The organism is Streptococcus sp. GMD1S, assembly GCF_000296875.1.
Taxonomy (GTDB): Bacteria; Bacillota; Bacilli; order Lactobacillales; family Streptococcaceae; genus Streptococcus.
On the sequence record NZ_AJQY01000067.1, the window covers coordinates 1 to 4487 of the forward strand.

General features: G+C 31.9%; 5 protein-coding genes. All 5 read left to right on the forward strand.

The window, feature by feature from the left end:
• Positions 1-335, forward strand: a 335-nt coding sequence (locus tag GMD1S_RS06695; protein ID WP_000297507.1) for a SprT family protein, incomplete at its 5' end; no start/stop codon positions are given.
• A gap of 59 nt (positions 336-394) precedes the next feature.
• Positions 395-667, forward strand: coding sequence for a PspC domain-containing protein (locus tag GMD1S_RS06700; RefSeq protein ID WP_001060204.1), 273 nt, complete (start codon positions 395-397; stop codon positions 665-667).
• Between the two features lie 116 nt (positions 668-783).
• Positions 784-2418 (forward strand): hypothetical protein, encoded by a 1635-nt coding sequence (locus GMD1S_RS06705; protein WP_001262759.1) that lies wholly within the window; start codon positions 784-786, stop codon positions 2416-2418.
• A 10-nt stretch (positions 2419-2428) separates the two neighbouring features.
• Positions 2429-3157, forward strand: a complete 729-nt coding sequence (locus GMD1S_RS06710; RefSeq protein WP_000434511.1) for a hypothetical protein — start codon at positions 2429-2431, stop codon at positions 3155-3157.
• A gap of 3 nt (positions 3158-3160) precedes the next feature.
• Positions 3161-4282 (forward strand): AAA family ATPase, encoded by a 1122-nt coding sequence (locus GMD1S_RS06715; RefSeq protein WP_000156038.1) that lies wholly within the window; start codon positions 3161-3163, stop codon positions 4280-4282.
• Positions 4283-4487 lie beyond the last annotated feature (205 nt).

Consider the following 4487-nt stretch of genomic DNA (forward strand, 5'->3'; position numbering starts at 1 on the left):
TCCCTAAAGATGGGCATTTGGATTTTAATCCCAAGGTCTATAATGAACTTGGTTTGAAGGTTTTTCGAAAAATCGTACGCCATGAACTCTGTCACTATCACCTTTATTTTCAGAAAAAAGGATATCGACATAAGGACCGAGATTTTAAAGAACTTTTGAAAGAAGTGGATGGACTGCGCTTTGTCCCCCCTCTGAAAGACCAAAGTACCTACCTAGTCTATCAGTGTCAATCCTGCAAGCAATCCTATCAACGAAAGAGGAAGATTGATACCAAACGCTATCGCTGTGGCGTCTGCCGTGGTAAACTCGTCATCTTAAATCGGCCTAAGGACTGATGTTTGTGAACCTGTTTCATGCTATACTACTTGTAAGAATACCGAAAGAGGAACATATCATGAATAACAAATTTTATAAAATGAAACGAAATAGTATGGTGTCGGGAGTTTTAGCTGGTCTATCAGACAAGTGGAATTTTGATGTAACTTTAGTCCGCTTTCTCTTTGCCATTTTTACCATATCAAATTTTGGGATTGGCGTGATTATTTACATCATCCTCGCCTCTATCCTGCCAACTAAGGAAGAAATCGAAGCAGAAATGTACGGAACAGGACCACGCAAACGAAAGGAAGCCGAGGCAATTGATGACAATGATGGACGGTTTTGGTGATAATAATAGAAGCAGGAACTTCGTCCGATTGGACGAAGTTTTTTTAAACTTGTCAAATCAAATCTTGAAATGGTATAATAAATCAATGAATACAATAATAATGTAGAGAGATTAATATGGCTAACGAGAATAAAACGTTTGAATTACAAAGTTCTGAAACTGACTTTGACTATGAACAATTACTTGAATTAGAAAGTTCTTTAGAAAATAACCTTAAGGATGTTGTTGAACATATAGATCAACTTGATATAGACAGAGAGAAATTACAAAATAATGAATATCTTCAAGAATCTATTGAAAATATAGTTTGGGAGCAAGTACAACTTCAACTTGCTGCCCAAATTGGTGAAGAGTTTATTAAAGAGAACAAAGGTCAAACCCTAGATTTACGAAAAGAAGCTCATATCCAAACTGCTGAAAATTTTGAAAAAGGGAAATTTGCAACTCATAATAGAGATGTTGATTATCAAGGAAGATACACTAAATGGCAAGACAACTTCACTATTAATAAAAAAGGTGAAAGAGTTCTAAAAAGTGATGCTCGTGAGTTTTTTGACAAAGGAAGAGACAAAGGTTCAGGAGCGGTTCATAAAGATCATACAGTTTCTATAAAGGAGCAATTGAATGATATTGAAATGTCTACATTTTTTTCTAAAGAGGAAGTAAAAGAGTTTGCTAATAGTTCTAAAAATTTACATGATTTAGACGCTTCTGCTAATATGTCTAAAGGCGACAAAACTATGAAAGAATTTTTGGACTCTGAAAGGAATGGATTGAAGCCAGAAGAACGTTTTAATATTAATAGAAAACAGTTAGAGAAAGATGATCAAGAGGCTAGAGAAGAACTTCATAAAAGAAAACAAGAAAATAAAGAAAAAGCTATTCAATCTGGTAAAAAATCACGACACGACGAAGCATTAAAAGTTTCCGGAAAAGCTTTAAAGGCTGCAATTTTTCAACTTTTATCAGAATTTTTAAAAGAAATTATCAAGAAATTTATAGTTTGGTTGAGTGAAAAGCATAAGAATTTCAATTCATTCCTTGAGAAATTAAAAGAAGCTGTTTCTTCTTTTGTTTCAAATTTATCAAAGCATATTTTAAATGTTGGTCAATCTATCTTAACAATGCTTGTAACATCTATTTTTGGAACAGTTGGTGAAATTTTTTTAAAAATTTGGACATTTATAAAACAAGGTTGGTCATCTCTAAAAGATGCTATTGATTATTTGAATAATCCTGAAAATAGTTCCAAAGATATTAATATTATTATTCTTGAACTTGGGAAAGTAATTACTGCAGGTATAGTTGTCACAGGAGGACTGGCTTTGGGAGAAATAATTGGTAAATCTCTCATTGCCATTGCGCCTCCACTTGCGGTAGAAATACCTATTCTAGGCTCATTGGCTAGTATTATCGGAACATTTATGGGGGCTACTGTCGCTGGTATAACAGGTGCTTTTGTATTAAAAATGATTGATCAGCAAATTGTCAATAAACAAATTTCCGAACTAAAATCTAAGAAAATTGATCAAAATAATGAAATGTTAGTAATTCAAGATCAATTATTAGATGTAAAGAGCATAAAGCTTCAAGTAGAAAAAGATTCTGTTATCAATACTATTAAGGAAAGACATGATATGGCTGCTTCAATAATGAAAGAAAAGCTATCAGATATTTTTGCAGAATCTACAAGAGACGATAAAAGTGACTTTGATGAGATTGATAATTTATTACAAGAATTATTAGATTAGGGAGATAAATATGGAACAAGAAGTATTTGAGCAAGAACAAGAAACAATTGAAATAAACATTAGCAAACATGATTTCGATGAAGCGAAAGAGCATTTGAAAGAGTTTGCTGAACAGAGTCGAGATGATTTGTATTTTGATACAGTTAGGACTCATGAAGAATTCTTTGGTTTTGGTCTTGATTTTGTTGAGCATGGAGTTACTGGTAAAGAGTTTAATACTTTAGTTGAACAAACTCAAAATTACATTTCAAAATTTTATGATAATCAACAAAAACTTATTGAAGAATTTGGTCAAGTTTATAAAGCTTTAGAAGCTCTTGATAAAGGTCATATTCAAGCAATTATTTGTAATGTAGCTGCAATAGAGCTTAACAATAAGAAAATTTTAAAAGAGCAAGCACGTATTGATAAAACGATTGAGAAACAGACTTCTACACTCTTAGCACTTAAGCAATTTAAAGAAAAATTAAATGAAAATAATCATAAAGAATCCATTGAGGAACATAAAAGAATTCTATCTTCGTTAGATGAAAGAATTGATAAATTAGAACAATTCTCATCAAAAATCCCTTTAGAACCTGTTTCACATACTGCTGAACTCGAGGAGCTTAGAAGAGAATTAGAAGAAAGTAAACAACAAATTCAACTTATTTCCAATCGACTACTTACAGTTTTTATCATATCCGGAGTATCCATTGGAATGTTAATTATTGCTTTACTTTTTATGTTTTTGAGGTAGATTATGACAATATCCCGTGATAAACTAATTGAGAGTGCCAAAAAATTGGATCGACAACTGGGTAACGAATTGGTTTTTCTCACTAAAGTGAATGAGATTATAATTGATCATTCTGACACAAATAAAGTAGCCGATTTATATAAATCTATATATTTATTTCAAAAAGAGAACAAAAAAAGTAAGATAAGTCCAACGCTGAAAGAGTTATCTGATAATTTAGCTTGTTATTTAGGTTACTCTTCCCTTTATGAAATACTAGGGCAGGAGTTAGGAAAACGTAGCAACTCTTCTCTGGATGAATTGATGAAGGAATTAAATCAATTAGTTGGTTTACAAAAAGTTAAAGAGGAAGTTTCGAGGTTAGTTATATATCAAAAGGTTCAGTCCAAAAGAAAAGAGTCTGGGCTAAAAGTACCAAAGAGAACTTTACATATGGCGTTTATGGGGAATCCTGGTACTGGAAAGACGACAGTGGCCAGAATTGTAGGTCGGATGTATTTTCAGTTAGGCCTTCTTTCAAAGGGGCATTTTACTGAAGTCTCTAGAACGGATTTAATTGCTGGTTACCAAGGTCAAACCGCTTTGAAAGTAAAAAATGTTATCGAAAAAGCAAAAGGTGGCGTTTTATTCATAGATGAAGCTTATAGTATTACAGAAAATGACAATACGGATTCATATGGACGAGAATGTTTAACGGAATTAACAAAGGCTCTAGAGGATTCAAGAGATGATCTAATTGTTATTGTTGCAGGATATACTGATCCAATGAATCATTTTTTTGAATCAAATCCTGGTTTGAAATCTCGCTTTAATTATTTTATTAATTTTGAAAATTATTCTTCTACGGAATTGTTAGATATTCTTGAAACTTTAGCAAGAAAAGACGACTACCAGATTGAGGACAAGTTGAAAGAAATATTATTAAATTATTTTAATGAAAAGTTAGAAAGTAATCTCACAAATTTTTCTAACGGACGTTTCGTTCGAAATCTTTATGAAGATTTAATAATGAATCAAGCTGTTCGAATAGATAAAAGTGAGAGTGTATCTTCAAAAGATTTAACTTTGTTGATAAAAGACGATTTTTCTTTAGAAGAAAACTGTTCTGCTTATATAGAAATATAATTAATTGAGAGAATACATCATCAAATCGTAGCTAAATTTCTTACTGATTGATGCAGACTGAATATCGAACCTTAACCCTTGTATCCGCAAGGGTTTTCTTCTTGACTTTCTTTTGTGGTAAAATATTGATAGCGAAATTGCTTGATTTTTTCAATCTTACAAAAATGTAAGATTAAAGTCTCTTTTGTAAGGTTAGGTTATGGCA

Excerpts from the sequence above, each read along its gene's own strand:
- GMD1S_RS06700 (WP_001060204.1), top strand. The coding sequence starts at position 395 with ATGAATAACAAATTTTATAAAATGAAACGAAATAGTATGGTGTCGGGA.
- GMD1S_RS06705 (WP_001262759.1), top strand. The coding sequence starts at position 784 with ATGGCTAACGAGAATAAAACGTTTGAATTACAAAGTTCTGAAACTGAC.
- GMD1S_RS06710 (WP_000434511.1), top strand. The coding sequence starts at position 2,429 with ATGGAACAAGAAGTATTTGAGCAAGAACAAGAAACAATTGAAATAAAC.
- GMD1S_RS06715 (WP_000156038.1), top strand. The coding sequence starts at position 3,161 with ATGACAATATCCCGTGATAAACTAATTGAGAGTGCCAAAAAATTGGAT.